The organism is Pseudomonas sp. AC355 (assembly GCF_979258205.1).
In genome coordinates this window covers 2,177,385-2,202,871 of record NZ_OZ409843.1, presented here as the reverse complement: position 1 = coordinate 2,202,871, position 25,487 = coordinate 2,177,385, and the positions used below count along the sequence as shown (strand labels likewise).

17 protein-coding genes, 3 tRNA genes and 1 pseudogene are annotated in these 25,487 nt (G+C 62.3%); 12 read left to right on the top strand and 9 right to left on the bottom strand.

Annotated features, from left to right (window positions below):
- Positions 1 to 108: 108 nt before the first annotated feature.
- From ACZ0AI_RS10485 to ACZ0AI_RS10465, 5 genes are all read right to left on the bottom strand, one after another.
- Complete coding sequence (locus ACZ0AI_RS10485) at positions 109 to 1,377, bottom strand: virulence factor family protein (RefSeq protein WP_463565695.1); 1,269 nt, start codon at positions 1,375 to 1,377, stop codon at positions 109 to 111.
- Complete coding sequence (gene mprF, locus ACZ0AI_RS10480; RefSeq protein WP_463565694.1) at positions 1,377 to 4,007, bottom strand: bifunctional lysylphosphatidylglycerol flippase/synthetase MprF; 2,631 nt, start codon at positions 4,005 to 4,007, stop codon at positions 1,377 to 1,379. Before mprF ends, ACZ0AI_RS10485 begins: the two co-directional genes overlap by 1 nt.
- A gap of 243 nt (positions 4,008 to 4,250) precedes the next feature.
- Positions 4,251 to 4,327: transfer RNA gene (locus ACZ0AI_RS10475), tRNA-Met, on the bottom strand.
- A 120-nt stretch (positions 4,328 to 4,447) separates the two neighbouring features.
- Positions 4,448 to 4,524, bottom strand: a tRNA-Met gene (locus ACZ0AI_RS10470).
- Positions 4,525 to 4,644: 120 nt separating this feature from the next.
- A tRNA-Met gene (locus ACZ0AI_RS10465) sits at positions 4,645 to 4,721 on the bottom strand.
- Positions 4,722 to 4,997: 276 nt separating this feature from the next.
- On the opposite strand from ACZ0AI_RS10465, the gene dinB reads away from it, so the two are divergent.
- Entirely contained in the window at positions 4,998 to 6,068 is a 1,071-nt protein-coding gene (dinB, locus tag ACZ0AI_RS10460; RefSeq protein WP_463565693.1) for a DNA polymerase IV, read from the top strand.
- 209 nt (positions 6,069 to 6,277) lie between these two features.
- Here the strand turns inward: dinB and ACZ0AI_RS10455 are convergent, their stop codons facing one another.
- The 4 genes from ACZ0AI_RS10455 to ACZ0AI_RS10440 all read right to left on the bottom strand — a co-directional run bounded on the left by ACZ0AI_RS10455 (position 6,278) and on the right by ACZ0AI_RS10440 (position 10,632).
- Positions 6,278 to 6,679 carry an META domain-containing protein gene (locus ACZ0AI_RS10455; protein WP_463565692.1) on the bottom strand — a complete coding sequence of 134 codons (402 nt, stop codon included), beginning with the start codon at positions 6,677 to 6,679 and terminating at the stop codon, positions 6,278 to 6,280.
- Entirely contained in the window at positions 6,679 to 7,116 is a 438-nt protein-coding gene (locus ACZ0AI_RS10450; RefSeq protein ID WP_463565691.1) for a hypothetical protein, read from the bottom strand. Before ACZ0AI_RS10450 ends, ACZ0AI_RS10455 begins: the two co-directional genes overlap by 1 nt.
- Positions 7,117 to 7,209: 93 nt before the next feature.
- A complete protein-coding gene (locus ACZ0AI_RS10445) occupies positions 7,210 to 7,803 on the bottom strand; it encodes a biliverdin-producing heme oxygenase (protein WP_463565690.1) in 594 nt (197 codons plus the stop codon).
- A 78-nt stretch (positions 7,804 to 7,881) separates the two neighbouring features.
- Positions 7,882 to 10,632 carry an ATP-binding protein gene (locus ACZ0AI_RS10440; RefSeq protein WP_463565689.1) on the bottom strand — a complete coding sequence of 917 codons (2,751 nt, stop codon included), beginning with the start codon at positions 10,630 to 10,632 and terminating at the stop codon, positions 7,882 to 7,884.
- A gap of 134 nt (positions 10,633 to 10,766) precedes the next feature.
- On the opposite strand from ACZ0AI_RS10440, the gene ACZ0AI_RS10435 reads away from it, so the two are divergent.
- From ACZ0AI_RS10435 to relA, 11 genes and pseudogenes are all read left to right on the top strand, one after another.
- Positions 10,767 to 11,477 carry a response regulator transcription factor gene (locus ACZ0AI_RS10435; protein WP_463565688.1) on the top strand — a complete coding sequence of 237 codons (711 nt, stop codon included), beginning with the start codon at positions 10,767 to 10,769 and terminating at the stop codon, positions 11,475 to 11,477.
- Between the two features lies 1 nt (position 11,478).
- Positions 11,479 to 12,834, top strand: coding sequence for a HAMP domain-containing sensor histidine kinase (locus ACZ0AI_RS10430; protein WP_463565687.1), 1,356 nt, complete (start codon positions 11,479 to 11,481; stop codon positions 12,832 to 12,834).
- 162 nt (positions 12,835 to 12,996) lie between these two features.
- Positions 12,997 to 15,096 carry a TonB-dependent receptor domain-containing protein gene (locus ACZ0AI_RS10425; RefSeq protein WP_463565686.1) on the top strand — a complete coding sequence of 700 codons (2,100 nt, stop codon included), beginning with the start codon at positions 12,997 to 12,999 and terminating at the stop codon, positions 15,094 to 15,096.
- Between the two features lie 107 nt (positions 15,097 to 15,203).
- Complete coding sequence (locus ACZ0AI_RS10420; RefSeq protein ID WP_463565685.1) at positions 15,204 to 16,496, top strand: class I SAM-dependent methyltransferase; 1,293 nt, start codon at positions 15,204 to 15,206, stop codon at positions 16,494 to 16,496.
- Between the two features lie 199 nt (positions 16,497 to 16,695).
- Positions 16,696 to 17,619 (top strand): ABC transporter substrate-binding protein, encoded by a 924-nt coding sequence (locus ACZ0AI_RS10415; protein WP_463565684.1) that lies wholly within the window; start codon positions 16,696 to 16,698, stop codon positions 17,617 to 17,619.
- Positions 17,616 to 18,629: a FecCD family ABC transporter permease gene (locus ACZ0AI_RS10410; protein WP_463565683.1), complete on the top strand. Its 1,014-nt coding sequence runs from the start codon at positions 17,616 to 17,618 to the stop codon at positions 18,627 to 18,629. Before ACZ0AI_RS10415 ends, ACZ0AI_RS10410 begins: the two co-directional genes overlap by 4 nt.
- On the top strand, positions 18,626 to 19,690 hold the full coding sequence (locus ACZ0AI_RS10405; protein WP_463565682.1) for a FecCD family ABC transporter permease: 1,065 nt from the start codon (positions 18,626 to 18,628) through the stop codon (positions 19,688 to 19,690). Before ACZ0AI_RS10410 ends, ACZ0AI_RS10405 begins: the two co-directional genes overlap by 4 nt.
- Before the next feature lie 40 nt (positions 19,691 to 19,730).
- Positions 19,731 to 20,549 carry an ABC transporter ATP-binding protein gene (locus ACZ0AI_RS10400; protein ID WP_463565681.1) on the top strand — a complete coding sequence of 273 codons (819 nt, stop codon included), beginning with the start codon at positions 19,731 to 19,733 and terminating at the stop codon, positions 20,547 to 20,549.
- A 195-nt stretch (positions 20,550 to 20,744) separates the two neighbouring features.
- A complete protein-coding gene (gene cysM / locus ACZ0AI_RS10395) occupies positions 20,745 to 21,650 on the top strand; it encodes a cysteine synthase CysM (protein ID WP_463565680.1) in 906 nt (301 codons plus the stop codon).
- Positions 21,650 to 22,999 (top strand): 23S rRNA (uracil(1939)-C(5))-methyltransferase RlmD, encoded by a 1,350-nt coding sequence (rlmD, locus tag ACZ0AI_RS10390; RefSeq protein ID WP_463565679.1) that lies wholly within the window; start codon positions 21,650 to 21,652, stop codon positions 22,997 to 22,999. Before cysM ends, rlmD begins: the two co-directional genes overlap by 1 nt.
- 187 nt (positions 23,000 to 23,186) lie before the next feature.
- Positions 23,187 to 25,432 (top strand): annotated as a pseudogene (gene relA, locus ACZ0AI_RS10385) (GTP diphosphokinase).
- Positions 25,433 to 25,487 lie beyond the last annotated feature (55 nt).

Genomic DNA, 25,487 nt, shown 5'->3' with positions numbered 1-25,487 from the left:
CGCTCGGGCGCCTCTGATCAAAAAGTGCGCAATTCTAGCGGCATGGCTGCGCTAACACCAGCGTCGTACGTCGATTGCGTGCGCGTGCCGCTATTCGTTTGGCCGCAGTCAGTGAGTGCCGCCCTGGCGTTTTTGGATTGCCGTGATAAGCCGCTGGGCCAGCGCCGGGTAATCCTTGTCATAGTGGTGGCCACCGGGCAGCTGCAGGTTCTCGCCGACGGCGTCGGGTTGAGTGCAGCCGCTCTCGGGCGCTTCTTCTGTGCCGTAGACGCACAGCACCTTTTCCGCCGGTAGCTTGGCCAGTTCCGGCCCGGTGGCCGCTTCGCTGGCGTCTTTACCGAGCCAGCCCTGAACACGAATTTCGAAAGCACCGCTGCGCGCCAGGGCTAGCAGCAGAACGGCGTCTACCTGGCTCTTGTCGCTGTCCGGCAGACGGTTGTAGAGCGCTGGCATTACGTCGGCGCCGAAGGAGTAGCCGATCAGCACGAAGCGTTTGGCGTGCCATTTTTCCCGGTACTCGCGCATCAATTCGGAGAGGTCGCTGGCGGCTTGTTCGGGGCTCTTGCGCTGCCAGAAGTAGCGCAGGGTATCGACGCCAACCACCGGGTAGCCACGCTCGGCCATCTGCTCGGCGACCGCCTTGTCCAAGTCACGCCAGCCGCCATCACCGGAGTAGAACAGGCTTACTGTATCGCCGGGCTGGGCTGCCGGTACTTCGACCACCGGCAGGGCATCGCCAGTGCCTTGCAGCAGGCGACGCAACTGGGCCGTGAGCAGCGCCTTGGGCGCGGTCTGGTAGTCGCCGATCAGGGTTTCTGCGTTGCTCTGCTGGCGGACGAAGCGGGCGCTGGCGTCATCCGGGTTGTCGTTCCATACGGCCAACCAGTGGCCGTGGGCACTGCTGGCCGGGGGAGGTGTGCCGCAATCGGGCTTGGAGAGCGAGAAGCCGACTGACAGGGCCTGAGCCTTGTCGTCGGTCTGGGCGGCAAGCCAGCGCCAGGCGAGCATGGCGGCGTTGTCGCTGCCAGCGAACAGGTTCACTGGGCCGTCCATCTGTGCAGTGGCTTCTTGCAGACGTTTGGCCTGCGCCTCACAGCTCTGCTGCGTGGCCTGGTACTGACCGATCATGGCGTGATTGGATTGCGCCAGTTCCAACAGCTCGGCATCGCTGAGTTGCTGGTCGGTGGGCAGGGCCAGGAGCACGCGACGTTGCACGCTATCACCCGGCGTGGCGAGCACCAGGTCGCCGCCGGTGGCCAGTGGCTGGCGTGCCAGGCTGGCTTCGGCGGGCGGCCGCAGCCAGTAGTAGAGACCGCCAGCGAGCAGTACGAGCAGGAGGATCAGTATCGGTATCAGGCGTTTGGCAGTAGGGGTCATCAACGTTTCACCAGTCCGGTAAAACCACCGGCGATCAGCGCGGCGGTATCGGTCAGCGCCACCAGCGGGTCGAGTCCGGCAGGTACGGCCATGTAGCGGGGCTCCCAGTCCGGCTGGAACTTGTCCTTGAAGCGGCGCAGGCCCTGGAAGTTGTAGAACGCCTCACCGCGCTGGAACACCAGGGCGCCAAGACGCTGCGCCAGCGGCGCACCGCGACGTGGCTGCAGGCCGGAAAGCGGCACCATGCCGAGGCTGAAGCGGGCGAAGCCGGCTGCCTTGAAATGCAGGATCAAGCCGAGCATGAGGAATTCCATGGTCAGCTTTGGTGCATCCGGCAGCACACGCATCAGATCGAGAGTGGCGAGGTCCCGGCTGTCGGTCTCCAGCAGATTGGCGAAGGCCACGGCGCGGCCTTCGACTCGCGCGACGACGATGCGGAAGTGGCGCAGATAGGCGGGATCGAAACGACCGAGGGAAAAGCCTTTCTCGCGCATCTGCTTGCCGTTCAGCCAGGCGTCGGAGATGCCGCGCAATTCGTCCAGAGGCGCTTGGCCGGGCTCGAAGAATTCCAGCGCCAGGCCGTCGCGCTGCCCGCGGTTCCAGGTGTAGCGCAGATCTTTCATGGTCTTGCCGGTGCTTTCCAGGTCGAAGCGATTCAGGTCGACCCGGGCTTCTTCACCCAGCTTGATGGCGGTCAGGCCAATGTCCATGTACAGCGGCAGGTTCTCGGCGCGCACCTGGTAAAACACCGGGCGGGTGTGATGGCGGTCGCACAGGTCGCGAAATTGCCAGACCAGTTCGGCACGCCGCTGCGCCGTACCGATGGGGTCGAACAGGGCGACCATGCTGCGGGCGCGGCGCGAGTACATCAGAAAGGCATCGCCTTGCGGATGTACCAGCAGTGCCTTGTCGCCGGTCAGCGCCAGGCCGCCATCGGCCTGACCGGACGCTTTGACGATCTGCGCTGCGCGATCCAGCTCTTCGCTGCTCGGCAGAGTGATGGCCGGTGGTGCGGCGCGCAGCAGCCAGGCGAGGAACACCACGCCGAGCAGCAACACACAGCCGAGCGCGGCACGCAGGCCACGTGGTGCGTCAGCGTTGACCGCGAACTGCCACCACAGCTGGTGTTCGTAGGGGACGTCCTGATAGGCGAAGAACAGCAGCCAGATGGAGGCGCCGAGCACGCAGGCGCTGGCCGCCAGGTGCCAGGGCGAGAAGGGCAGCTCCATTATGCGGCTGGGGCGATAGAAGTAGGGGCGGAACAAGGCCAGCAGGCCAGCGGTGATGCTCAGCAGCAACGCTTCCTCCCAGTCAAAGCCCTTGAGCAGCGACAGCACCGCACCGGTGATCAACAGCCCCAGGGTCATCGCCCAGGCCGCAGAGAGACGACGGCGCAGCCCTTGGGCCAGCAGCAGGCAGAGCAGGCCGATCAGGCTGGCGCCGAAGTGCGAGGCATCGATCAGTCGGTGCGGAATGAGAAAGTCGAGAATCTCCAGGCGTTCATCCAGGCTCGGCGTCGCGCCAGAGAACAGCAGCACCATCCCCGAGATGAATACCAGCAGCGCCAGGACTGGAGCGGCGAGACCGCTGGCGGCACGAATCGCCTGGCGCGCATCGACCAGGCGACGCAGCTCCATGGCTAGCAGCAGCAGACACGCCACCAGCAACGGCAGCACGATATAGATGAGGCGATACAGCAGCAGCGCCGCAGCCAATGGAGCAGCACCGAGCTCGTTGGCGAAAGCCGCCAGCAGCACCGCCTCGAACACGCCCACACCGCCGGGTACGTGGCTGAGGACGCCAGCGGCCAGAGCCAGCAGGTAGACGAGCAGGAAGGTAGTGAAGGGCGGCGCTTCGGGCAGCAGCAGATACAGTACACCCGCTGCGGCGCTGACATCTATAAGGGTGATCAGTACTTGGAGCAGGGTCAGTCGTGTGTCGGGCAGGCGCAGCAGGTGCCTGCGTAGTCGCACGGTCACGCAGTCCGGGGCTGGTCTTTCCGCCAGGCGAGCGCGATGCAGAGCCAGAAGCAGCGCCGCGCCGAGGGCCAGAAGTACCAGGCAGAGGCCGATCAATACCGGCGATGGCAGATGCAGGGCGGCTGCCGCTGCGCCAGGATCAGCCAGGGCCGCAAGGGCTGCCAGCAGGGGCAGGGCGCAGCCGAGTGACAGGCTGGCGAATACCGTCATGCGCGCCACATCGCCAGCGCCGATGCCGTGGCGGGCATACAGGCGATAGCGAATCGAACCACCGGAAAGCATCGACAGGCCGACCGCATTGCCGATGGCGAATGCGCAGAAGCCGCCGGTGGCCAGTGTGCGGGCTGGCAGGCTGACGGCTGCGTAGCGGCTGGCCGACCATTCGTAACCGAGCAGGGCGATGAAGCCCAGAATGGTCAAGCCAACGGCGCCGAACAGGTTCACGGTCGGCACAGCCAGGATGGATTGGTGCAGAGCGCTGGGATCGAGTTCATCAAGCAGATGCCGGCAGGCAAGCAGCGCCACCACGAACAGCAGCAGCGCGACACTCAGCCCCAGCGGCTGGCGGTATCGATCCAGGCGTTGGCGCCATAACAGGAGTTGAGATTTGGGCAGGGAAGGTGGAGCAGTAGCGTCGGAGCTGGCGCGCATCGGATACCTCTTGGGTAGTGCGGCTCAGATTGGAAGGCGGAAGCCAAGTTTCTTTGTGTGACAAATAATGTATGGGTACAGGCGTGCCGCTTCAAGGTGTCCATGCCGGACGCTATGAAAGATTTATCTGCAAGAAGAGGATAGTGCTTCAGGTGGGGTTGTGCGGGAGGAGGGTGGGGCTTTTCAGGCGCCCATAAAACAAAAGCCCCGACAGCTAGGCTGTCAGGGCTTTCGTTTCGAAGGTGGTTGCGGGAGCCGGATTTGAACCGACGACCTTCGGGTTATGAGCCCGACGAGCTACCAGACTGCTCCATCCCGCGCCGGCAATTCTATACAAAAGCGGACTTCTGTCAATCGATTTGTGCTTTTCAATCAATAAGTTAAATCGGCAGGGCGGAAAAACAAAAAGGCCACTCGATTGAGTGGCCTTTCTGAGTATCTGGTTGCGGGAGCCGGATTTGAACCGACGACCTTCGGGTTATGAGCCCGACGAGCTACCAGACTGCTCCATCCCGCGCCGGCAATTCTATACAAAAGTGGACTTCTGTCAATCGATTTATGCTTTTCAATCAATAAGTTAAATTGACAGAGCGGAAAAACAAAAAGGCCACTCGATTGAGTGGCCTTTCTGAGTATCTGGTTGCGGGAGCCGGATTTGAACCGACGACCTTCGGGTTATGAGCCCGACGAGCTACCAGACTGCTCCATCCCGCGGTCGCCATTCTATTCATCTGAGGCATGCTGTCAACGCTTATCTCGGAAAAAACTGTTTTCCGTTCAATCAGTTAGCGGCGCTGCGCAACTGCCGGGAGTCGCCCAGCCCCTGCCATGCGGGCCTTTCAGGCGGTTTTATGGCGCCAGCGCGTCGGGTGCGGGTAGGTTATAAATGCGTAACTTCGAACTGGAAGGCTGTTCTTATATACAGTAAGGTGCCTATCCACCTTTGCCCGCCGCTGTTCGTGGTCGGCCAGTTTTCTCGTTTTCAGGTTTATGGCGCAGCGAAAGATCATTCACGTCGACTGTGACGCCTTCTACGCCTCTGTCGAAATGCGCGACAACCCAGCTCTGGCCGATAAACCCATGGCGGTGGGTGGCTCGGCGGATCGGCGTGGAGTGATCGCCACCTGCAACTACGAGGCACGTGCCTACGGCGTGCGTTCGGCCATGGCCTCGGGGCATGCGCTGAAACTGTGCCCTGACTTGCTGATCGTCAAGCCACGCTTCGACGTCTACCGCGCTGTGTCCCGGGACATTCACGCGATCTTTCGCGACTACACCGATCAGATCGAGCCGCTGTCCCTGGATGAGGCCTTTCTCGACGTGTCCAACTGCGAGCACTTCGGCGGCAGCGCTACACGTATCGCCCAGGACATCCGTCGTCGGGTATCCAGCGACCTGCACATCACCGTGTCGGCAGGGGTCGCGCCGAACAAGTTCCTGGCCAAGATCGCCAGCGACTGGCGCAAACCCAACGGCATCTTCGTGATTACCCCCGATCAGGTCGAGGACTTCGTCGCCGAGTTGCCGGTCACCAAACTGCATGGCGTAGGCAAGGTGACCGCCGACAAGCTGACCCGCCTGGGCATACGCACCTGCAGTGATTTGCGCCAGTGGAACAAGTTGCGGCTGGTGCGCGAGTTCGGCAGTTTCGGCGAACGCCTTTGGAGCCTGGCCCATGGTATCGACGAGCGTGTGGTGCAGACGGACAGCCGCCGTCAGTCGATGAGCGTGGAAAATACCTACGATCAGGATTTGCCAGATCTGGATGCCTGCCTGGCGCAATTACCTGCGCTGCTGGAAGAGCTGGAACGACGCATGACCCGCCTGGACGGCAGCTATCGGGTGGGCAAGCCTTTCGTCAAGGTCAAGTTCCACGACTTTACCCAGACCACCCTTGAGCAGGCCGGCGCTGCTCGTGATCTGGACAGCTATCGAGTCCTGCTCAGCAACGCCCATGCGCGCGGCAATCGACCAGTGCGCTTGCTGGGCGTGGGTGTGCGGTTACAGGATTTGCGTGGCAAGCATGAGCAGCTGGATCTGTTCACGCAGCGTGAGCCGTAAATAGGCGGAGCTGTGCCAGTAGTCCCCAAAGCGCATCGCCGGCAAGCCAGCCCCTACGTGTGGTCTGTGCAGAACTGGCAAGGGCTAGGCGCCCCCACGGCTCCTACGGTTTAGGATCCGTGCACAACAGTTGCCAGACACCGCACCGTGTAGGAGCCCGCTTGCGGGCGATCAGGGTTTCCCGCCAATCGCCACTTTGACCACTGCTCTTACTCGTCAGGCCACAACCGGATCGGTTTGCCACTGGCCGGCCACAGGCGCAGTTGCTCGATCGGCGAGATATCCCAGCGTTCGATGGTGCTCAGGCTCTGCAGGAAACGGCTTTCCTGTTCCATGAGTGCCGGTGCGCACATTTTGCGAGTGCTGCCGGCTTCGCTGAAGGTCAGCTTGTTGCCGTCACGCTGGTAACTGGCGAACCAGTGGTTGCAGCCGGCGTTGCCGTAGGCGCGGCCGTCGTCACCCAGGGTGATGGTCAGATGGCTGTTGTCGATCAGCGGACGTTCGCCAATCCATTCGACGCGGTAGACGCGTTCGGTTTCCAGTTGCACCGGTTTGCCGGCGCAGCCAGCCAGGGCAGCGGCAGCCAAGCCCAGGGCGAGAAGCGGTTTCATCAGGCCTCCTTTTTCAGACACGCAGGGCACAGGTGTTTTTCCTGCTGTTTACGCCAGCCGAGCTCCACGAGGCGAGCATCGGCAGCGGGCGTCTGGGCTTTCTTGCCCAGTGCACTATCGACCGCGAATTCGAAGTCCAGTTGCTTGTTGCAACTGTCACAGGTGACTTGCCAATTGAAAATCGACAGTTCGGTAAAGGCAGGCCCATGGGCGACCGCGACCCACTGGCCGGGAGGATTGATCAGGTGGCGAACCTTATCGACCTGCAAGCGCATGCTCAGGTCACGGCTGCCCTTGAGGCTGACCACCAGGGCGTCGTTGCTCTTGATCGAGCCGCCGTTACCGGTGACCTGGTAGCGGCCGGGAGCCAGCGCACGGCACTCGATCAGGGTGTGTTCGGGGTTGAGCAGGTTGTAGCGGAAATCGTGTTCGGCCATGGTTCCTCCGGGTGAGGAGGGCATTCTAGCAGGCCGTGATTCAGGAGGGCGGCGCGGCGAAACGTTGTTTGATCACGTTTCGCTGCTGGATCTTCAGGCTGCTGGGAAGATTTCGCGTAGCGCGGCGCGATAGAAGTCAAACGCCGCAACGGCACCGCTGACTGCTTCTTCGCGCTGATCCTCGGTCAGTTCCAGGCCATCGAGCAGAGCGACGAACTGGCGCCAGTGCAGGCCGCGACCATCCGGGTGGGCCGCCAGGTGGCGGGCACCATTCTCGGCATCGAGGCCGATTTGCTGGGTTTCCTTGAACAGAAAGGCCGCGCCCAGGTTGGAGCCTTCGCTGCAGTACAGCCAGCCCAGTGCCGCATGCGTGCTGGTGGGCACCACCGCTGGCGGGGCAGGTGGCACCAGCAGATCCAGGTCGGCCATATCCGTGCAAACCGCCTCGAAACGCGGCAGCTCACTCAGGCCCGGCAGCAGGCGATTGAGTTCGATATCGTCGTACAGCGCATCAATGGAGCCATGGAAACGATGCTGCAGGCGCAGGAAATAGCCATAGCGCAGCAGGCTCTCGAACGGACGAGCCTGCATGACCAGTGTGTCGACGCTGTCATGGTCGCGGCTGGTGCCGGCTTTCAGGCGTTTGGTCAGCGGCAGTTGTGCGGTGGAGGGGGGAGCTGCTGTCATCTGACGGTTCCGGGAAGCGGGCTTGCACAGGGCTGGCAGTGGGACATTGGATGGCTGTTCATCGGTGGCGGCAGCGCGTCATTGATCGACGTTCGCTTCTTGGCTCAGGCGTTCTATGGCCTGCTCCAGCTCATCCAAACTGCTGCTGCGAATGGGCTGATCCTGCTTGAGCTGAGTTTCGCTGTGCTGACAGGCTGCGCGCAGTTGCGGCACGCCGCAGTAACGGGTGGCGCCATGCAGGCGGTGGATGCGCTCGATCAAGGCATTGCGGTCGCCATCGGCGCGGGCCTTGCGGATGGCCTGGAGATCTCCTGGCAGCCCGGCCAGCAGCATGCTCAGCATGTCAGCCGCCAGGTCGGCCTTACCAGCCGCCAGGCGCAGGCCTTCCTCGTTATCCAGTACCGCGGTGGGCGGCGCTACGATGTCGGCAGGGGCATGGTTCTGATTGGCGCCCTGCAACGACAGACCTGTCCATTTGAGTACGACCTGAGCCAGTTGCCGTTCGCTGATCGGCTTGGTCAGGTAGTCGTCCATGCCGCTCTGCAGCAAGGTGCGTTTTTCGTTGGCTAGGGCGTGGGCGGTGAGGGCGACAATGGGCATCGGTGTGCGGCCGATATCGTGTTCCCACTGACGGATGGCCTCGGTGGTCTGGCGACCATCCATCCCTGGCATCTGCACGTCCATGAACACCAGGTCGAATTCTTGTTCCCGGGCGATCGCCAAGGCGTCGAAACCGCTGCTGGCGACCGTGACCTGGGCACCCATGCCGTCGAGCAGGGTTTGCACCAGCAACAGGTTGGCGGCGTTGTCGTCGACGCACAGGATGGTCGGCGAGTGTGTGGTGCTGCGCCGCGCCTGCTGGCGTATTTGCTTGGGGACGATCAGTTCGGTCAGCGTACGTTGCAGCTTGCGCGTGCAGACGGGTTTGGCCTGCAGTTGGCTATGCCAGTCGGGCACACAGTCTTGGTAGTGCGATTGCTCGGTGGTGGGGCAAAGCACCACGGTTTTGCAGCCCAGGTGCTCAAGATCCCAGGTGTGCCGGCCGAGCTGCTCGGGTGGTAAATGGCTGGCCGTTACGCCGAGCACTGCACAGTGGAAAGGCTGTGCAGATTGGCTGGCCGTGCTGACAGCCTCGCACAAACTGTTCAGGTCGCTGAATACGCTGACGTGCAGTCCGCAATCTTCCAGTTGATGCTGCAGTGCCTGGCAGGCCAATTCGTGGGCTTCGAGAATGGCGGCTCGACGTCCCGAGAGGGCGCGGGGCTGGTCTTCAGCATCGCTGCGGGCCTTGGGCAGGCTCAGGCTGACCCAGAATTCGGAGCCTTCGCCGGGCGTGCTGTCCACGCCGATTTCGCCGCCCATTTGCTCGATCAGGCGCTTGGAAATCACCAGGCCCAAGCCGGTACCGCCGGCTTGGCGGGACATGGAATTGTCTGCCTGGCTGAAGGCCTGGAACAGCGCACGCAAATCCTCTTCCGCCAAACCAATACCGGTATCGCGCACGCTGATGCGCAGTTGCGCGCGATCTGCCGTTTCTTCTTCGAGCATGGCGCGGATGACGATGCTGCCTTCGCGGGTGAACTTGATCGCGTTGTTGACCAGGTTGGTGAGCACCTGCTTGAGGCGCAGTGGATCGCCGGACAGCGACAGTGGTGTATCGCGATAGACCAGCGAGAGCAGTTCCAGCTGCTTTTCGTGAGCGGAAGGAGCGAGGATGGTCAGGGTGTCCTGCAGCAGGTCGCGCAGGTTGAACGGTATGTTTTCCAGCACCAGCTTGCCGGCCTCGATCTTGGAGAAGTCGAGCACCTCATTGATGATGCTCAGCAGGCTGTCGGCGGATTTTTCGATGGTGCTCAGGTAGTCCTGCTGGCGCGGGCTCAGTTCGCTTTTCTGTAGCAGGTTGGTGAAACCGAGAATGCCGTTGAGCGGGGTGCGGATCTCGTGGCTCATGTTGGCCAGGAACTCCGACTTGATGCGGCTCGCCTCCAGGGCCTCCTTGCGGGCGAAGTCCAGTTCGATGTTCTGGATCTCGATGGTTTCCAGGTTCTGGCGCAGATCCTCGGTGACCTGGTCGATGCTGTGCTGCATTTCTTCCTGGGCATTCTGCAGGGACTCGGCCATGCGGTTGATGCCCGAGGCGAGCTCGTCCAGCTCATGGCTGCCCAGTGGTGGCAGGCGGGTTTCCAGGTGGCCATCCTTTAGCAGGGCGACGCCATTCTTGATGCGCAGCAGGGGGTCGTTGATGCTGCGGCTCATGCGCAGCGCCAGCAAACCGGTGATGATCAGCCCGGTCACCACCAACAGCAGACTGGTCAGCAGGCTGCGGTAGCCGCTGAGTAGCGTGTTGTGATGCGACAGTTCCAGCTCCACCCAGCCGATCGGAGCGGCCACCGAGGCGGGCTGCTCTTCTCCGCTAAGGGTTAGGTGCTGGGCCATTACCGGCAGCAGAAAACGGGTCGCGTCCTGGCTGCTAAGTTGGGCGACACCCACGGTATCGCTGTCGATGATTGGACGTTCATTGAGCATGCTGGGGCCGGCATGGGCCAGGCGGTCGTTCTGCGTGGTGAGGAAGCTCACCGCGCGCACGTCCGGCTGTTCCAGGGCTTCGTTGGCGATGCGTTGCAGCAGCGATTCGTCGCTGTGCAGCAGAGCAGGCGCCGCCAGGGGCGCCAGTTGCTCGGCGATCATGTGCCCGCGCTGCAGCAGTTGCGCCTGCAGCCCGGAGAGTTGCATCCAGATGAAATAGCCACCCAGCACCAGCGCCAGCAGGCTGGTAGGCAGCAGGGTAAGCATCAGTACCCGGCCCTTGATGCCGATATCCTTGAACACGCGACGTCCCCTTTCAACGATGTCAGGCAGTGTAGCGATTCCGCTGCGCAGACGCTTGCCTGGCGTTTGGCGGCTTACCGGGAATGCTGCTAAATAGTAGAATCGTTCACATTTGCTTTCAGAGCGCACTCGTCATGATGTCCCCAGCCACCCATGCCATCCGTATTCTCGCGGTAGAAGATGACCCGGCTCTCGCCTCTCATCTGCAGGCTCATCTGCAGGATTGCGGTTTCGAGGTTACCGTCAGCCGCGATGGTAGCGAGGGGCTGCGTCTGGCTCAGGAGCAGGATTTCGACTTGATCCTGATGGACATTCTGCTGCCCGGCAGCAATGGCCTGGACGTGCTGCAGCGCCTGCGTGAAAGGCGTCGTGTGCCGGTGATTCTGATGTCTGCGCTGGGCGCCGAGCAGGATCGCATCGCCGGGTTCAGCAAGGGCGCTGACGATTATCTGCCCAAGCCATTCAGCCTGGGCGAGCTCAGCGTGCGTATCGAGGCGATCCTGCGCCGGGTGGCCTACGAGCGGCGTGAGCAGCCGCCTCCCTTGCAGGAGGGCGCGCTGAAATATGACGAGGATCGCTCCGATGTCTGCCACGACGGTCACTGGGCGTTGCTGACGCCTACCGAGTACCGTCTGCTGGAAACCTTTTCCCGACATGCCGAAGAGGTGCTCAGCAAGGCCTTCCTCTATCAGCACGTGTTGCACCGCGGTTATGCCCAGCATGACCGTAGCCTGGACATGCACGTCAGCAACGTGCGCCGCAAACTCAAACACATCGGCTACACCGGCATGCGCCTGGAGTCGGTCTGGGGCAAAGGCTACGTGCTGACCGGCCGGGAATCCTGAGATGCCAGGCCGGCACTCGCTGTTCTGGAAACTGGTCTTCGGGCTGGCGCTGTTCTGCCTGCTGATCATCAGCCTGCATGTGGATCTGGACAAGCGCGTCTACGATTCGATGTCCGTTTTGTCCGAGTCCAGCCAGCGAGCGTTGAGGGATTTTGCGCAAGAGGCCGAAAGCGCCTGGAAAGAACGAGGAACCCCTGGGCTGGACGACTTTCTTCATGAGCTGCGCGAGCGTGAGGAGGTCTGGGCCATGGTGGTTAATGACGATCACCTGTCGCTGTCCTCACAGGCGCTTACTAAAGAGGAAGTGTTGCGCCTGGACTTCGTGCGTGCTCTCGGCCAGAAGGTCGGCCGGCCAGGCGGCAGACCGACCTTTTATGTGCCCTTCAGCGACGGTCACACTCGTTTGGTGATGGAACTGCCTGCGCGACTGGATCCGCGTTATTACCAGCCGTTGTGGGAGTTTCTCCTGCGCAAGGTGCTGCCGGCATCGCTCGCCATACTGCTTGGCACGTTGCTGTACCGCTTGTTCATCGCGCCACTGGTGATTCTCCGCCGACAGGCCACCACCCTGAGCGCCGGTGACCTGAGCGCCCGCGTCGGGCCACCGGTAGCCGCCCGCAAGGACGAGCTGGGCGAGTTGGGACGCGCTTTCGATCATATGGCCGAGCGCTTGCAGGGTACCGTCGCCTACCAGCGGCGCCTGCTGCGCGACCTGTCCCACGAGCTGCGAACGCCACTGAGCCGACTGCGCGTGGCGGCTGACGGCGAGAGCGATCCGCAGGTACTGCGTCAGCGCCTGGATCGGGAAATCACCATCATGCAGCGCCTGGTGGAAAACTCTCTGGAGCTGGCTTGGCTGGATTCCGAGCGCCCGCAGTTCGCCCGTGAACCGATTCGCTTGGTGCAGCTCTGGGACATGCTGGTCGAGGATGCCTGTTTCGAAACGGGCTGGTCGAGCGACCAGTTACTGTTCCAGGTGGATGAAAGCTGTCTGGTCGCCGCCAACCTGACCAGTCTCGCCCAGGCCCTGGAGAATTTGCTGCGTAATGCCATCCGCCACTCACCAGCCGATGGCAGCGTACGTCTGCTGGGAGAGCAGGAAGGGGATAACTGGCACCTGCGCCTGGTCGACAGCGGGCCAGGCATCGATGTCCGTTACCTGGAAACCATTTTCGAACCCTTCGCGCGCCTGGATAGCGCGCGTCCTGGTGATGGTGGTTTTGGCCTTGGCCTGAGCATCGCTCGCAGCGCCATCGCCTTGCAGGGCGGCCGCCTGTGGGCCGAAAGCCCGCCTGGGAGCGGCCTGCAAATGCACCTGCTGCTACCGGCCGCCCAGCTTCGCGAGCAAAGTGTATAGAGTGTAAATGACGTTTACTCTCATATGATATTTACTATCATTTGCGCCGTTGTGACGGCGGGGACGCCTCTAGAATGGCTGCCTGAGTAATCAGTTCCGACATCCCCGTCCGCCGATTTCTGCCCACTTGGGCGTGACGCGTATGGGGTTGAAGGGACGTCTATGAATCCGAAATACAAACCGAACCTGCTGGCCACGGCCATCATGCTGGCGTTCAGTGCGCCAGCGGCGGTGACTGCGCAAACTACCGAAAATGATCTCGCTGACGACGCATCCATTCTGCATGTCGCCGAGAGCCAAAATCCTGCGATGGAGCTTGGCTCCACGGTGGTGACCGCTGCAGGTACGGAAGTGGATCTGCGTGATGCCCCAGCCAGTATCAGCGTGGTAACGCGCGAAGACATCGAGCGTAAGCCGATGGCCAGCATTGCCGAAGTGCTCGGCACGCTGCCTGGTGTCACTGGCGGTTACTCGGCAACCGGCGCGGGTTCGAAGATTTCCTTTCGCGGCATGCCGGATCGATACACCCTCATTCTGATCGACGGCAAGCGCATCGGCAGCTCGCAGCTGTTGGGCCACCGCCCTGACACCATTCCTCAGGATCTGGACTGGCTATCGCCCGAGTCCATCGAGCGTATCGAGGTGGTACGTGGCGCCATGTCATCGCTGTACGGTTCGGAGGCTATGGGTGGGGTGATCAATATCATCACACGCAAGGTCTCACCCGAGTGGGGTGGTTCGATCACCTCCAACTACAGCCGGCCGCAGCCCAGCGACTCGGGCGACACATCGCAGATCGGCGTCAACGTCAGTGGCCCGCTGACCGATAGTCTCGGGCTGCGCCTTGGTGGCAGCTTCAGTGATCGTGAGTCAGATTCGGGCTCCACGGGGTCGACCGGCGCATTGTCGAAAAACGTCAATGCCAAGCTCAATTGGCAGGCCTCGGAGAACCACAGTTTCAGTGTCGACGCATCCGCTGGTGAGGAGCGTGCCCGCTCGTTCGATGACGTGGAGGCGCGCGCAGCCGCAGGCGATACCAATGAGACGTTCGGGTCTTCGAAAATGATCAGCCGCGGTTTCGGCATCGGCCACGAAGGCCGTTTTGGCGAGGTGGGTACCAAGCTCGATCTCTACGTCAACACCTTCGAGAACAAAGCTGATGAGCTCGAAAGTGCCAATGGCGGCGCCAAGTCGAAGGAAGCCGTCGCCGACTTCAAGTTCGACGTGCCTTTCGAGCTGGGCTTCAGCCAATGGCTGACCGCAGGCCTGCAATACAAGGAAGAGGAGGTTGAGAACCCTGGCAACATCGGCAACATCGCTGCGTTCATCCCTCCAGGCCAGGCCGAGGCATTGACTGCCGACAAGAACCCGGAAGGATGGGCCTGGGCAGTGTTCGCCGAGGATCAGATTTTCCTGCGTGATGACCTGACGCTGACTCTGGGTCTGCGCACTGATCGCACCGATGGTTTCAGCGCCCACACCAGCCCTCGTGCTTATCTGGTTTATCACCCTGCCGAGGCCTGGACGATCAAGGGCGGGGTTTCCAAAGGCTTCCGCGCACCGAACCTCAAAGAGCGTTCCTTGAGCTCGGGCACTTCGTCGATGGGGATGGGGTGTACGTCACTGGCACCGCTCGGTTACATGGGCGGCCAGTGCTTCATGGTTGGTAACCCGGATCTGGAGCCCGAAATCAGCACCAACTATGAGCTGGGTGTAGCTTTCGACGAAAACGAATACCGGTTCGAAGCCACCTACTTCACCAGCAAAATCAAGGACATGATGCAGAACGGCTTCCTGGGTCAGGTCAATGGAATCTGGTACACCCAGCAGTACAACATCGAGGAAGCCAAGACCAGTGGCGTTGAGATGTCGTTCGGCGTGCCGATCAGCACCACAGTGTCGTTCAGCGGTAACGCGACCTACATGATCGAGTCGGAGAACACCACGACAGGCGAAGCGTTGTTGATGACGCCAGAGTGGACTGCCAATGCGCTGCTCGAATGGCAGGTCAACAACCAGCTCTCCACCTACGTATCGACTCAATATCTTGGCAAGCAGTTATACCGGCCTTCCGCGACTGGGGCCGACAGCTTCGCTGAAGCTAATACCACGGTGGATCTGGGTGGCAACTATGCCGTCAACAAGAACCTGACGCTGCGCGCTGGCGTACAGAACGTCTTCAATGACGCCGTGGAAACCGACGACGATTACGGTGACGGCGACCCGCGCACGTTCTACGTCGGGTTTACCAGCCGTTTCTAATCGGGCTGTATGAACCGCACATCCAGCTTCCTCTTACGCCGAGCGTATGAGGAAGCTGGATTTTGGCGTTTTGATGCGTTTGCTTTTACCAAGACTGGAGATTGCCAATGAGCCGCCGAGAGGGCTATGTGATCGACGTTCCCTATCCGCTGCATTTCCATAAGGAAATGCAGCCGGTGTGGATGAGCTACATAGCGACCAGCCTGGCGTGTAGAGCTCCGGATATCGTTCGCCCGTATCGATACTGCGAGCTTGGCTGTGGCGCAGGCATCAACCTGTTGGTGGCGGCTGCGAGCAACCCTCTAGGGGAGTTCGTGGGTGTCGACTTCAATGCTGGGCATATTGCACTGGCCCGGCAGGCTGCGCAGAGCATTGGGCTGACGAATGTAGAGTTCATCGAAGCCAGCTTTGCTGACTTCGCCAAGCAGGATCAGCAGCCGTTCGACTTCATCGCCTGCCATGGCACCTGGTCGTGGTTGCCGCCTCAGGCTCAGGCCAGCATCTTGAAGGCACTGCACCGCTACCTGAAACCGGGCGGCCTCTTTTATCTGCACTATATGTGTTACCCCGGTGCGACACGGCTGACCGCCATTCAGAAGGTGCTGCATGAGGTCTCCTTGGCCATGCCCGGCGATTCGGCAGAGGCTGTTCGTCACGGCGTTGAGCTTCTTCGCAGTCTGGCGGATAACGGCGCAGGGGCGTTCGAAGACAACCCGGGCCTCAAGGATGAGTTGGCAGCGCTGGAAAAAGAGCACCTGACCTATCTGGCTCATGACTTCCTGACCGATTTTTGGCGGCCACAACATTGCGCCGACGTGCATCGGATCGTGGCGCAGGCCGAGCTGACCTATATCGGGAGTGCAGACTGCTTCGAGAACATGGATAGCCTGTCCATTCCAGGCAATATTCAGCCGATTCTTGCCGGTCTGCCGTCGACCGCTCTGCGCGAGACGGTCAAGGACACCGCCCGCAATCAGCACCAGCGTTTGGACGTGTTTCAACGACAAGCTCAGGCCATCGGCGCCGAGCAACATCTCGCCGAACTGGATCGTCTCCAGTTCATGGCATTACCTTCGATGCCACCGTCGGGCGGATTGGTTTTTGCCACGCCGATCGGGTCGATTCCGGGGCCGGAAGCGATTTTCGATCCGCTGCTGCGGGCGCTTGGCTCGGGGCCAAAATCATTTTTCGACTTGCGTCACTTGCCGGCGTTTTCCGCAGAACCCGGTGTCTTGTTGCAGGCGTTACAGATGTTGATGTGGGGCAGTTATGTGCATCCGTTACGTGCGGATAAAAACACTGCCACGGCGTCTGCCAGGTTCGATGAGTGGCTGGCGTCCGAGTCGATAGGCCTGAGCCTGGTGGCGACCTGCGGAACGGCTGTGATGCATAAAAGGTGAGTGCCGTTCTCGCTACCCATCTGGCAACAACCCGGCGTGGTGGCCTCATGAAGACGCCCGGCTTTACATGTGTAAATGAAAATACCGAGCATTTTTGCCGCAGTATTGCCGCTGCTGACAAACCACAACCATCGTCATTGCACTGCGGCCGGCTGCCAGGTTGCAGCCGTTCGTTTCACCGTAAAGAAAGGATATTCCGATGATTGCTAGCCTATCCCGATGCTCACGTTTGTTGGCGTTTTCCGGCCTGGTCGCGCTGCTGCCACTGGGCACTGCGCTGGCCGAATCACGCACCCTAGATACGGCCTTTGGTGCGCTCGAGTTGCAGGGCACGCCGCAGCGCGTGGTCACCCTGGGCGAGAATGCGCTGGATGTGGCGCTCTCGGTTGGCGTCAAGCCGCTGGGCAGCGTTGCCACGCGCGGCGGCAGTGACGTATCGGAATATCTGAAGGGCAGGGCGGGCGACGTCAAGATCGTCGGCACCGCCCGGGAAACCAATCTGGAGTCGGTGTTCGCTCTGCAACCGGATCTGATTCTGGCTTCGCCGGAACTCACCAAGGATCAGTACCAGAAACTCAGCCTGATCGCGCCGACCGTGGTGCCCAAGGGCAACTCGTTTCAGGACTGGCGCAACAACGTCGAGTTCTACGGCGAGGCGCTGGGCAAGGCTGATGAAGCCAAAGCCGCCATCGCGGCAGTCGACACGCGCATCGAGAGTCTCAAGAGCAAGATCGAGCCGGGTCAGGTCGCTTCCGTGGTGCGCTGGAGCCCGCAGGGGCCGGGCGTGATGTCCCAGCACCTGTTCGTGGGCCAGTTGCTGAGCCAGCTCGGCTTCAAGGGCACGGCGATGGCATCGGAGTTGACCAAGAAGCCTCACAGCGATGCCTTGAGCCTGGAAAATCTGTCGCGCATCGACGGTGACTGGCTGTTCCTCGCGACCCTCAACGCCGATGGCGACAAGGCGCTGGAGCAGGCCCGTCAGCAGCCGGCATTCGCCCGTTTGAAGGCGGTCAGCAGCGGCCATGTGCAGAGCGTCGACGGGCAGATCTGGAGCAGCGGCAGCGGGCCGCTGGCGGCCAACGTGATTCTCGATGACGTGGAGAAGGCCGTCGCCTCGCAATGACCGGCGATGTGAAGGGCGGTCGTCTGCCACTGGCCAATGCGCTGGTGTGGGTGGCCGCGTCGTTGGCGCTATTGTGCGTTGCCAGCTTGCTGATCGGAGCGGGTGAGGTCGGCATCGCACGCAGCCTGCTGGCGCTGTTTGGCGCAACGGATGATGAAGCGCGCTTCGTGCTGTTCGAGTTGCGCCTGCCACGCACGTTGCTCGGCGTGCTGGTCGGTGTCGCCTTGGGTGCTGCGGGTGTGGTGCTGCAGTCGGCCACCCGCAACCCGCTTGCCGAGCCCGGTCTGCTGGGTGTGAGTGCCGGTGCGTCCTTCGCCGTGGTGGTGGCGATCAGCCTGGGCGCCAGCGCGGCCACCCTGAATCTCGGCGTGGCCATCGCTGGCGCGATGGCGGGTTGCCTGCTGGTATTGCTGGTCACTCAGGTGCGCGGTGTCGGTGATGACCCGGTACGTCTGGTGCTGGCCGGTGCAGCCTTCTCGGGGATTCTGACCGCCATCAGCACCTTGATTCTGCTGCACGACCAGCGCAGCGCCGACGAGATTCGCTTCTGGATCATCGGTGCCCTGGCCGGTCGTCCTCAGGACGTATTGACCTGGAGTGCGCCCGGCCTGTTGCTGGGCTTGCTGCTGCTCGTGCCGTTGATCCGCCCGCTGGCTGCGTTGGCCCTCGGCGAGAAGATGGCCACCGGTCTCGGCCACCATCCTGGCCTGACACGTCTTGGCGCCTTGCTGGGCGTCGCCGTATTGGTCGGTACCGCCACGGCGGCGGCGGGGCCCATGGCGTTCGTCGGCCTGGTAGTGCCATTCGTGGCGCGCCGTCTGGTCGGGCCGGACATCCGCCGCACCATCGGTTTGTCGCTGTTGCTCGGGCCGATCATCGTGTTGTTCGCCGATATCCTTTCGCGCCTGCTGGTCAGCCCCTACGAGCTGCCGATTGGCGTGGTGACCGCATTGATCGGGGCACCGGTGCTGATCGCCGTGGTGCGCAGCCACAGGTTGCCGACCTTATGAACAGCCCTCTGTCGTCAATGCCCGAGGCACCGAGCGGATACTGGCTGCTGGCACTTGGCTCGCTGCGGGTGCTGTTGAACCGGCGCGGTGTGTTCGCCGCGCTGGGGCTCTCGGCTGCGATCGTGCTCATCACCGGCGTCAGCCTGTCATCCGGCGCCGCTGGCCTGTCGCCGTGGACGGCTCTGGCGGCTGCGTTCGGCCAGGGCGAGCCGATGCACGTGTTTCTGGTTCAGGAGCTGCGTCTGCAGCGCCTGGTCGCCGGCCTGCTTACCGGCGCGGCATTCGGGATCGGTGGCTGCCTGCTGCAGACCTTGGCGCGTAACCGTCTGGCTACTCCGGGGGTAATCGGCATCGACGACGGGGCCACTGCCTTCGCCGTGGCTTCCATCGTTGCCGTACCCACGACCCTGGCACCTTCCGTGCTGGCGCTTACCGGCGCTACCACTGCGGCGGTGCTGGCTTTCGGCCTGAGTGCTGGCGCGGGTGCCCGTGGCTATCGCTTCATCGTGGTCGGTATCGCCGTGGGTGCGGTGTTCGGAGCGCTGACCAATCTGATGCTGGCACGCGCCGATATCGATGCCGCTAACGTGGCATATCCCTGGACGGTCGGCAGCCTCAACGCGCGGCCGGCGCAGGCCATCTGGCTGCTGGGCATCGGCCTGATCCTCAGTCTGCCGCTGGTCAAGTACCTGGCTCAGCGTCTGGAACTGATGCGTTTTTCCGACAGCGTGGCGGTGGGCCTTGGTGTGCGTCTTAGAGCCATGCGCCTGCTGACGTTGATCACCACCGTGCTGCTCACCGCGCTGGCCGTGGCAGTGGCCGGCCCGGTGGGGCTGGTCGCCCTCGCCGCGCCAGAGATGGCGCGCTACCTGAGCGGTCATCGCGGCGTGCCCGTGCTCTGTTCGGCGTTGGCCGGTGCGTTGTTGATGACGTCTGCGGACTGGATCGGGCGCACCTGGCTGGCGCCCATCGAAATTCCCGTCGGGGTGATCACCGCCGTGGTTGGCGGGCCCTATTTGTTGTGGATCCTGTTGCGCCAGCCGTCGCGCAGGCTGACATGAAAGGCCGCCTCCATTCGGCGGCTGTTGCGGAGTTGAGCCGATGACTACGTCTAACCTGTTCGCCACCCGGCCCGCGGCCGAGGTCACCCTGCAGGCCGAGAACCTGAGCCTGGGGTATCCCCATGCGTCGATCATCGAGGGGCTGTCGCTGCGCATTCCGTCAGGGCAGGTGACCGCCATCGTCGGCCCCAATGGCTGCGGCAAGTCGACATTGCTGGCCGGCCTGTCTCGCCTGCACAAACCCAGTGCGGGTGCGGTGCTGCTCAATGGCCGGGCCATCGGCAGCCTGCCGTCGAAGCAGGTGGCGCGGCAACTGGCGCTATTGCCCCAGGACGCCAATGCGCCCGACGGCCTGACCGTCTCCGAACTGATCCGCTTTGGTCGCCAGCCGCACCAGAGCCTGCTGCGTCAGTGGTCGGCGGAAGATCAGGCCATCGTCGAAGAAGCGCTGCGTGTAGCCGACCTGCAAGCACTGGCCGAGCGCCCGTTGGAGTCGATGTCCGGTGGTCAGCGCCAGCGCGCCTGGATCGCCATGGCGGTGGCGCAGCAGACGCCATTGCTGTTGCTCGACGAACCTACCTCGGCCCTGGATCTTGGTCACCAGATCGAAGTCTTCGAGCTGATTCGTGATCTGGCTTCGGTAGGCAAGACCGTGGTCATGGTGGTGCATGACCTGTCCAGTGCCTGCCGCTACGCCGATCATCTGGTGGCGATGAAGGCTGGGCGGATCATCGCCGAGGGTGCGCCCGCCGAGATCGTCACTCCGGCACTCGTCGAGGAGCTCTACGACGTACGTTGCACGCTGATGCGCGATCCGCTCAGCGGCACACCGGTGATCGCGGGTGTCACGAGGCGCTAGATCAATCCGTTATTAGCTTAGATCCGCTTGTTCGCAAGCCTTTTCCCGTGTGTCTGCGAGGCAGGGAACAAGGGCTCCAGCACTATTAGGCAATCGCTGCGAGCCGGTCGATGTCGATGCAGCTGATAGTAGGGCTCGGGCCCTTTTGCCGGTATCATTACGGCCCCCTGCAGCCGTCTGGACTCGATCGACGCTATGACCCCGCAATACCCCACGATCGCCGAATGCGTCGGCAATACGCCTCTGGTTCGCCTGCAACGACTGGCTGGCACCACCAGCAACACCCTGCTGGTGAAACTCGAAGGCAACAACCCGGCCGGCTCGGTGAAAGATCGCCCGGCGTTGTCGATGATCACCCGTGCCGAACTGCGCGGTGATATCGAACCCGGCGACACGCTGATCGAGGCGACCTCGGGTAATACCGGCATCGCGCTGGCCATGGCTGCGGCGATCAAGGGTTACAAGATGATCCTGATCATGCCGGACAACTCCAGTGCCGAGCGCAAGGCGGCGATGACCGCCTACGGCGCCGAGTTGATCCTGGTGAGCAAGGAGGAGGGCATGGAAGGTGCCCGTGACCTGGCTCTCGCCATGCAGGCCGACGGCCGCGGCAAGGTGCTCGATCAGTTCGCCAACGGCGATAACCCGGTCGCCCACTACACCGGCACCGGCCCGGAAATCTGGCGCCAGACGGGCGGGCAGATCACCCATTTCATCAGCTCCATGGGCACCACCGGCACCATTATGGGCGTGTCGCGTTACCTCAAGGAGCAAAACCCAGGCGTGCAGATCGTCGGTCTGCAGCCGATGGAAGGCTCGGCGATTCCGGGCATCCGTCGCTGGCCGGAAGAGTACCTGCCGAAGATCTTCGAGTCCGAGCGCGTCGACCACATCGTCGACATGGCACAGGCAGAAGCCGAGGACGTGATGCGCCGCATGGCGCGCGAGGAAGGCATCTTCTGCGGCGTTTCCTCTGGTGGCGCGGTCGCGGCCATGCTGCGCCTGTCCCAGCAACTGGAGAACGCGGTGCTGGTTGCCATCATCTGTGATCGCGGTGACCGCTATCTGTCCACTGGCGTGTACGACGCCACGGCGAACTGATGGCCGGCAAGAATGGCGGTCTGCGCTTCCAGCCGAGCGGCGGCACGCGTGCCGCTCAGGTGCCGGTCGGCAAGAAACAGCGCCTGAAGATCGAGCGCCTGGCCAACGACGGCCGCGGTATTGCGTTCATCGAGGGCCGAACCTGGTTCGTCGGCGGTGCGCTGCCCGGTGAAGAGGTCGAAGCCAGGGTGCTCGGCGCTCGTAGCAAGGTGGTGGAGGCGCGCACCGAGCGGGTATTTCAGGCCAGTCCCGACCGGCGCGACGAGCCGTGCGTACACGCCCGCGTGTGTGGCGGCTGCAGCGTGCAGCACATTCCCCATGGCGAACAGCTTGCTCTGAAGCAGCGCATGCTTGCCGAGCAGCTCGAGCGTCTTGGCGGCTTGCAACCCGAAGTCTGGGCCGAGCCGCTGACCAGCTCCGAATTTGCTTACCGCCGTCGTGCGCGTATCGCCGTGCGTTGGGATATGCGCGGCAAGCGCCTGGAAGTCGGCTTTCGCGCAGCAGCCAGCCAGGACATCGTCGCTATTGGTGAGTGCCCTGTGCTGGTCGAACCGCTGCAGCCGATCCTGCGTGCTTTACCAGCTCTGCTGGGCGGGCTGCAGGCGCCTCGTGCGATAGGTCATGTCGAGCTGTTCCAAGGCACCGCCAGCGCCGTTCTGGTGCGCCACACCGAAGCATTGAGTGAAGTGGATCTGGCTCGTCTGCAGGCATTCTGCTCGGTGCATCACGCCCAGCTATGGCTGCAGGGCGAAGGTGAGCCGCAAGCGGTGGACGCTACGCAGCAATTGGGCTACCGCCTGGACACCTGGAACCTGCAACTGGCCTATCGCCCTGGCGACTTCGTGCAGGTAAATGCCGCCGTTAACGAGGCGATGGTGGCCCAGGCTTTGCAGTGGTTGGCGCCGCGTAGCGATGAGAGAGTGCTGGATCTCTTCTGCGGCCTTGGCAACTTCGCGTTGCCGCTGGCCCAGCAGGCGCGCGAAGTGATTGCCGTGGAAGGTGTGCAGGCCATGGTCGAGCGCGCGGCAGACAATGCCCGCGCCAACGGCCTGACCAATGCGCACTTTTATCAGGCGGACCTGTCCAAACCGCTATCTGACGCGGGCTGGGCTACGGGAGGTTTCGACGCCATTGTGCTCGACCCGCCGCGTGATGGTGCGCTGCAGGTGGTTCAGCAGATTGCGCGTCTAGGGGCTAAACGATTGGTTTACGTATCGTGCAACCCGACGACCCTGGCGCGGGACAGTGGCGAATTGTTGCAACAGGGTTATCGGTTGAAAAAAGCCGGTATTCTGGACATGTTTCCGCAAACGGCACATGTTGAGGCGATGGCGCTGTTCGAGCGTTGAGAGTCTACTCAGCAAGCGTTGTGTATCGTCTCAGCGGCTGGCTCGCTAGCTGTTGAGCAGGTTTCAGGATGTAGATAGATAATAAGTGCAATGGCGTAAAGGGATTGCGCCGATGTGGTCAAACCGACCGGCTCGCAGAAGCCTGGCGACATTTAGCGGGGCACGCCCCGCTGTAGGGAAGGTAAAGATGGTTCAGGTTAGAGCGCACCAGCCCACCAACGATGATGGCAGTATCAATCTCGAGGCTTGGCTGGAGCACGTCACGAGTGTCGATCCGGCACTTGATCGCGATGCCCTGCGTGACGCCTGCGAGTTCGCTCGAGCAGCCGAGCAGCAGGCCAATGCGGCGCAGAACCTGTGGACTGAAGGTGCCTCCAGCTTCAGTGCCGGGCTGGAGATCGCTGAGATCCTCGCCGACCTCAAGCTCGATCAGGATTCTCTGGTTGCGGGTGTCATTTACCGCGGCGTACGCGAAGGCAAAATTCCTCTGGCTGACGTTCGTCAGCGTTTTGGCCTGGTGGTGGGCAAGCTGATCGAAGGCGTGCTGCGCATGGCCGCCATCAGCGCCAGCCTCAATCCGCGTGGTGAGTCTCTGGTGCTGGGGTCTCAGGCCCAGGTCGACAACCTGCGCAAAATGCTGGTGGCGATGGTCGATGACGTGCGTGTCGCCCTGATCAAACTGGCCGAGAGAACCTGCGCGATTCGCGCGGTGAAGGACACCGACGAAGACCGCCGCCAGCGCGTCGCCCGTGAAGTCTTCGATATCTATGCACCGCTTGCCCACCGTCTGGGTATCGGCCATATCAAGTGGGAGCTGGAGGATCTGTCCTTCCGCTACCTCGAGCCCGAGCAGTACAAGCAGATCGCCAACCTGTTGCACGAGCGTCGGCTGGATCGTGAGCACTACATCAACGAAGTGATGGAGCAACTGCGCGAGGAACTGGAAGCCACTGGCATCCAGGCCGACATCAGCGGCCGGGCGAAACATATCTATTCGATCTGGCGCAAGATGCAGCGCAAAGGCCTGCAGTTCAGCCAGATCTATGACGTGCGCGCAGTACGCGTGCTGGTGCCGGCGGTGCGTGATTGCTACACGGCGCTGGGTATCGTGCACACCCTGTGGCGGCATATCCCCAAGGAGTTCGACGACTACATCGCCAACCCCAAGGAGAACGGCTACCGCTCCCTGCATACTGCGGTGCTGGGTCCCGAGGGCAAGGTGCTGGAAGTGCAGATTCGCACCTCCAACATGCACGAAGAGGCCGAGCTCGGCGTATGCGCCCACTGGCGTTACAAGGGCACCGACGTCAAGTCTGGTTCCAGTCATTACGAGGAGAAAATTTCCTGGCTGCGTCAGGTGCTCGAATGGCATGAGGAGCTGGGTGATATCGGCGGTTTGGCCGAGCAGTTGCGTGTCGATATCGAGCCGGATCGGGTGTACGTATTCACTCCCGACGGCCATGCCATCGACCTGCCCAAGGGCTCTACGCCGCTGGACTTCGCCTACCGGGTGCATACCGAGATTGGCCACAACTGCCGCGGGGCCAAGATCAATGGCCGTATCGTGCCGCTTACCTACAGCCTGCAGACCGGCGAGCAGGTAGAGATCATCACCAGTAAGCAGGGCACGCCGAGTCGTGACTGGCTGAACTCCAACCTGGGGTACATCACCACCTCGCGAGCGCGGGCGAAGATCGTTCACTGGTTCAAGTTGCAAGACCGCGACCAGAACGTCGCAGCCGGCAAAACGATGCTCGAGCGCGAGCTGGCGCGGGTTGCATTGCCGACGGTGGACTTCGAGAAGCTCGCCGAGAAAGCCAATCTGCGTACCGCCGAGGACATGTTCGCCTCCCTGGGTGCTGGCGACTTGCGCCTGGCTCAGTTGGTCAACCTGGCGCAGCAACTTGTCGAGCCCGAGCGTGGCCATGAGCAGCTCGAGCTGATTCCGCGCAAGGCTCAAGGCTTCAAACCGGGCAAGCGTGGTGATATCCAGATCCAGGGTGTCGGCAACCTGATGACGCAGATGGCTGGTTGCTGCCAGCCGCTGCCGGGCGACCCCATCGTTGGCTACATCACGCTGGGCGCGGTGTCAGTATCCACCGTCAGGATTGTGCCGCTGTCCTGCAGCTCGGTGGGCGCGAGCCGGAGCGGATCATCCAGGTCAGCTGGGGGCCGGTGCCAGTACAGACCTACCCGGTGGACATCATCATTCGCGCCTACGACCGCTCCGGTCTGCTGCGTGACGTGACCCAGATGTTGCTCAACGAGAAGCTCAACGTGCTGGCGGTCAACACGCGCTCCAACAAGGAAGACAACACCGCGTCGATGTCGCTGACGGTTGAAATTCCGGGGCTGGATGCGCTTGGTCGCCTGCTCGGCCGTCTGTCACAGTTGCCCAATATCATCGAGGCGCGTCGTCACCGGGCGCCTTGACCCGCCAGACAAGCGCGAGGCGCACCTGCGTCTCGCGTTTGCACCGACTGGAATA

What these genes read in the sequence shown, in the direction of transcription:
- ACZ0AI_RS10485 (WP_463565695.1), bottom strand. Translation starts at nt 1,377, where the DNA reads ATGACCCCTACTGCCAAACGCCTGATACCGATACTGATCCTCCTGCTC.
- mprF (WP_463565694.1), bottom strand. Translation starts at nt 4,007, where the DNA reads ATGCGCGCCAGCTCCGACGCTACTGCTCCACCTTCCCTGCCCAAATCT.
- dinB (WP_463565693.1), top strand. Translation starts at nt 4,998, where the DNA reads ATGGCGCAGCGAAAGATCATTCACGTCGACTGTGACGCCTTCTACGCC.
- ACZ0AI_RS10455 (WP_463565692.1), bottom strand. Translation starts at nt 6,679, where the DNA reads ATGAAACCGCTTCTCGCCCTGGGCTTGGCTGCCGCTGCCCTGGCTGGC.
- ACZ0AI_RS10450 (WP_463565691.1), bottom strand. Translation starts at nt 7,116, where the DNA reads ATGGCCGAACACGATTTCCGCTACAACCTGCTCAACCCCGAACACACC.
- ACZ0AI_RS10445 (WP_463565690.1), bottom strand. Translation starts at nt 7,803, where the DNA reads ATGACAGCAGCTCCCCCCTCCACCGCACAACTGCCGCTGACCAAACGC.
- ACZ0AI_RS10435 (WP_463565688.1), top strand. Translation starts at nt 10,767, where the DNA reads ATGATGTCCCCAGCCACCCATGCCATCCGTATTCTCGCGGTAGAAGAT.
- ACZ0AI_RS10430 (WP_463565687.1), top strand. Translation starts at nt 11,479, where the DNA reads ATGCCAGGCCGGCACTCGCTGTTCTGGAAACTGGTCTTCGGGCTGGCG.
- ACZ0AI_RS10425 (WP_463565686.1), top strand. Translation starts at nt 12,997, where the DNA reads ATGAATCCGAAATACAAACCGAACCTGCTGGCCACGGCCATCATGCTG.
- ACZ0AI_RS10420 (WP_463565685.1), top strand. Translation starts at nt 15,204, where the DNA reads ATGAGCCGCCGAGAGGGCTATGTGATCGACGTTCCCTATCCGCTGCAT.
- ACZ0AI_RS10415 (WP_463565684.1), top strand. Translation starts at nt 16,696, where the DNA reads ATGATTGCTAGCCTATCCCGATGCTCACGTTTGTTGGCGTTTTCCGGC.
- ACZ0AI_RS10410 (WP_463565683.1), top strand. Translation starts at nt 17,616, where the DNA reads ATGACCGGCGATGTGAAGGGCGGTCGTCTGCCACTGGCCAATGCGCTG.
- ACZ0AI_RS10405 (WP_463565682.1), top strand. Translation starts at nt 18,626, where the DNA reads ATGAACAGCCCTCTGTCGTCAATGCCCGAGGCACCGAGCGGATACTGG.
- ACZ0AI_RS10400 (WP_463565681.1), top strand. Translation starts at nt 19,731, where the DNA reads ATGACTACGTCTAACCTGTTCGCCACCCGGCCCGCGGCCGAGGTCACC.
- cysM (WP_463565680.1), top strand. Translation starts at nt 20,745, where the DNA reads ATGACCCCGCAATACCCCACGATCGCCGAATGCGTCGGCAATACGCCT.
- rlmD (WP_463565679.1), top strand. Translation starts at nt 21,650, where the DNA reads ATGGCCGGCAAGAATGGCGGTCTGCGCTTCCAGCCGAGCGGCGGCACG.